4 protein-coding genes are annotated in these 3,749 nt (G+C 74.2%); 1 reads left to right on the top strand and 3 read right to left on the bottom strand.

Annotated features, from left to right (window positions below; translation table 11 throughout):
- Positions 1-150 precede the first annotated feature (150 nt).
- The 3 genes from EAO70_RS36955 to EAO70_RS36945 are packed head-to-tail and all read right to left on the bottom strand — an operon-like array spanning position 151 to position 2,440.
- Positions 151-1,107: a class I SAM-dependent methyltransferase gene (locus tag EAO70_RS36955; protein WP_148007141.1), complete on the bottom strand. Its 957-nt coding sequence runs from the start codon at positions 1,105-1,107 to the stop codon at positions 151-153.
- Positions 1,104-1,961 carry a thioesterase II family protein gene (locus EAO70_RS36950; protein WP_148007140.1) on the bottom strand — a complete coding sequence of 286 codons (858 nt, stop codon included), beginning with the start codon at positions 1,959-1,961 and terminating at the stop codon, positions 1,104-1,106. The genes EAO70_RS36955 and EAO70_RS36950 overlap by 4 nt, the downstream gene beginning before the upstream one ends.
- Complete coding sequence (locus tag EAO70_RS36945; RefSeq protein WP_148007139.1) at positions 1,958-2,440, bottom strand: hypothetical protein; 483 nt, start codon at positions 2,438-2,440, stop codon at positions 1,958-1,960. The genes EAO70_RS36950 and EAO70_RS36945 overlap by 4 nt, the downstream gene beginning before the upstream one ends.
- Before the next feature lie 467 nt (positions 2,441-2,907).
- Between EAO70_RS36945 and EAO70_RS36940 the strand changes: the two genes are divergently transcribed.
- The coding region (locus tag EAO70_RS36940; RefSeq protein ID WP_148007138.1) for a BREX system ATP-binding domain-containing protein at positions 2,908-3,749 on the top strand (842 nt) is incomplete at its 3' end.

Here is a 3,749-nt window from a genome sequence, read left to right as displayed (position 1 = left end):
GGATTCAGGGCATGCCGAAGGCCCCCGAGGGCGAGAGGGCGCTTCGGGGGCATTGCGGAAGTACGGGCGCTGCTAATCTCCTTAGTTAATTCGTTCTCCTATTCTTTCCCTGGTCGGTTTCCGCCAAGGTGACGAATTCAGCGGCCGGATTCAGTGGGCGGCGAGGGGCCGGCACAAACGCGCGGTGTGCACGGTGACGGCGGTCAGGTAGAAGGCGTCGGGCCGCCAGAGGACGCCGGTGCAGGCGTCCCCGTCGAGGAGCTGCTCGACGGTGAGCCGGTCGACGAGGTCGAGGCGGTCGCCGAGGTCGGCGAGGAGTTCCCGCAGCCGGGTGTGGAGGTGTCGCCGCACCGGTACGTCGAGCGGCGCCGGGAACTCGATGAGGAAGGTGCGGGTGCCGGCGGGCACCAGCCCGGCCGAGGCCAGCATGCAGGGCCAGTCCTCGACCACGGAGGTGGCTCCGGGGAGCCGGGACCGCCGGGCGGTGACCTGCTCCTCGGCGGCGGCGTCCAGGCGCGCCTGGAGCCCTGGCCGTCCGATGCCGATGTCCCGGGGGAGGAAGCGCGGCGGCAGACCGCGTTCGGCGACGGCGAGCAGCCCGCCGGGCCGCAGGGCGGCGGCCATGCTCCGCAGGGCGGCCTGCTGGTCGCCGAGGTGACGGCAGACGTTCCCGGTCCAGATCAGGTCGACGGGCCCGGACCGGGCGAACTCCTCCGGCCGTTCGGCCTGCTGTGTGCTGATCCGGTCGGCCAGTCCGTGCTCGGCGGCCAGCGAGCGGGCCCGGGCCAGCATGGCGGCCGACCGGTCCACGGCGACGACCCGCGCCTCCGGGAAGGCCTCGGCCAGGGCGCGCGAGGCGACACCGGGGCCGCTGCCGAGATCGAGGATCCGGTGGACGGCCGTCGCGGCCCGGTCGGCCGGGCCGAGCAGGCCCCGCAGCCAGTGGACGGCCTCGGTCAGGAAGCCGGCGTGCAGCTCGGCCTCCTGCTCGGCGGGGTCGTCGGCCGGGTCGTCGGCCTCCTGACCGGTCGGGTCTTCGGCCAGGTCCTCGGCCGTGCTGCCGAGGGCGTCACCGGCGAGGCCTCCGGTGTCCTGTGTGGGTGTCATGCGGTCACCTCCGCCTGCCAGGATGGGGACGCGGGGGAGACCGGACAACTCTTGTTGCCGGTTCCGGGACCGGCCGCCGGACCGTGGGGGCCGGAACCGGCCGTCACGCGGGGACGGCCGCCGCCGACCGCCCGCGGAGCACGGATCCGGGGGCGCATCAGGTCCCGGCTGAAGGTGTCGAGCAGCTCCCAGCGGGCGGTGAGCGGGAAGTAGTGGTCACCGGTGACGGTGTCCACCCGCAGCGACCGCCGGGTGCACCGGCGCCAGCCGGCCAGATCGGCCCCGGTGACGCTCGGGTCCGCGCTGCCGCCCATCGCGGTGACCGGGCAGTGCACGACGTGGCGCGGGTCGCGCCGGTAGGCCTCCAGGACGGCGAGGTCGGCGCGGAGCGCGGGCAGCACCCGGGGCGCCCGCAGCGGGTCGAGGGCGCCCGGGGGGATCCGGCCCCGCCGGCCGAGCCGCCGCAGCAGCTCGGCGTCCGGCAGCTGGGCGACGGCGTGCTCGGGGGCGCGCCGGTACGGGACGCCGGCCCCGGAGACGTACAGCCGCTCCGCCACCGCGTCGTACTCCCATTCCAGGCGGGCGGCGATCTCGTAGGCGAGGAGGGCGCCGAAGCCGTGCCCGTAGAGGGCGAACGGGCGGTCCCGCATGCGGGCCACGTACGGGATGATCTCGGCGAGCAGCGGCTCCAGCCGGCCGCAGGGGCGGCGGCGCGGATGCCGGCCGCGGCCCGGGAGCTCGACGGGGGTGACGACCACCGAGGTCCCCAGCGCCTCGGCCCAGGGCAGGTAGACGCCCGCCGAGGCCCCCTCGAACGGCAGGCAGAACAGCCGCACCGACGGGTCGCCGCTCATCGCGCCACCGGTCCCCGGGTACGGGCGGCGGTCCGCGGGGTGCCGCCGCGCAGCAGCACCGCGTACGCGTCCGCGGCCTCCTCCAGGATCCGCAGCCCGGCCTGCCGGTCCATCAGCTCCCGGGCGTACCGCCAGGCGAAGGTCCAGTCGCGGTCGGAGCGCCGGATCAGGGTGGCGCACATCGACGGGCCCCGGTCCAGGGGCAGTCCGGCGGCGGACTCGCCGGCCAGGCGCTCGGCGAGCCGGGCGTCCTGCACCTCGGCCCGGGTCGCCCGCCAGTCGACGATCTGGAGCCGGAAGCGGACCTCGGACCGAGGCGTGCGGCGCGGCGGGCCGTCCGGCCCGCGGTGGAGCGCGGTGCGGGACAGCGGGGTGCCGTCCAGGACGGACTGCCAGGCCTGCTCGTACACGTACGGCACGACTCCGCGCAGGGACATGACGAACTGTTCGGTGCGGAGCTCCTCGCTGATCGCGGACACGCGGGTACCGCTCCCTCCATCAGATTCACGCCAATTGGCCGGTGGTGAACTGCCGCACGCGGCAACGCATTCCGGGACGTTCACTGGTCACCGCCGTGCATCGGTGCCGACCGTACCCGTGCGGCCCCCATTTCCCTCAATACGGTGGAACCGAAGCAATGGCCGAAGGAATACGTCCGGAATCCGTGCGACGAGATCCGCTGTACAAATATCGCCGCCCCCGTGTTAGCGTCGGGATCCTCGGAGGTGTGGGCCGTTCACCGGTGTTCGGGGGATCGGCGTGGAGGAGTTCGATCGATCTCCACGCCGTCTGAAGAAGGCATTTCCAGTATGACGGCGGCGTTTCGGGCCATGACCTGAAAACGGCCTTGACGGCGCCGGTTCCACCGCTTTTCCGTTTGGCTCCCCCTGCCGAAGTGGCGACCTCGTCCGAGTCATTCCACTGTGCGGCAGGGAGGTGTGGGGCGGTGCCCAAGGAGCTGTTCGGCAGGAGCGGGGAATCGAAGACCATCATCGACATACTGGCCGCCGCGAGAGCGGGCGCGGGCGCCGTGGCCCTGCTGGAGGGCATCATCGGCACCGGCAAGACCTCGCTGCTGCGCTGGGCCGAGGAGACGGCCCGCGACGAGGGGATGACCGTCCTCTCCGCCACCGCGTCACCGGCGGAGCAGCGCTTCCCGCTCGGGGTCGTGCACCAGCTGCTCGGAACGCTGCCGGACACCGCCCACGACTGGGGCCGCACCTTCGCCGCCTACCGGGAGCCGCACGAGGGCGGCCGGGTCCAGCCCGACTACCCGCTCCTCGCGGAGCTCTGCGCGAGCGTCGGCCGGGCCGCCCGGCGCACCCCTATCCTGCTGACCGTCGACAGCGTCCAGCACGTCGACTGCCCGTCCCTGCTCTGGCTCGGCTTCCTGAGCCGCCGTCTGGAGAACCTCCCCGTCGTCCTGCTGGCCACCAAACGCTGCGGCGAGCCGGCCAGCGACCAGCACCTCCTGGTCGAGTTCATGGAGGGGCTGCGCCCCGACCGCCACATCCACCTGAGCGACCTCAGCCCGAGCGCCGCCCTCGACCTGGCCACGTCCCTGTGCGGCCACGGCCACGGACACGAGGCCGTGGGCGCGCTCGTCGCGGGGACCGGCGGCAACCCGTACCTGCTGACCGAGCAGATACGGACGGGCCCCGCGATCCGCTCCGGCCCCCTCGTCCCGGCGGGCGCCGACCACGGCGCCGGGCCGGCCGGTCCGCCCGGCCGGACCGGACGCCCCGGCCCGCCGGCGGCCCCCGGGTACCCGGCGTTCGCCGCGCACCC

Source organism: Streptomyces sp. adm13(2018) (assembly GCF_008042145.1).
GTDB lineage: Bacteria > Actinomycetota > Actinomycetes > Streptomycetales > Streptomycetaceae > Streptomyces.
Note: the sequence above shows the minus strand (reverse complement) of the source record. Positions and strands in the feature narration are given on the sequence as shown.

What these genes read in the sequence shown, in the direction of transcription:
- EAO70_RS36955 (WP_148007141.1), bottom strand. Translation starts at nt 1,107, where the DNA reads ATGACACCCACACAGGACACCGGAGGCCTCGCCGGTGACGCCCTCGGC.
- EAO70_RS36950 (WP_148007140.1), bottom strand. Translation starts at nt 1,961, where the DNA reads ATGAGCGGCGACCCGTCGGTGCGGCTGTTCTGCCTGCCGTTCGAGGGG.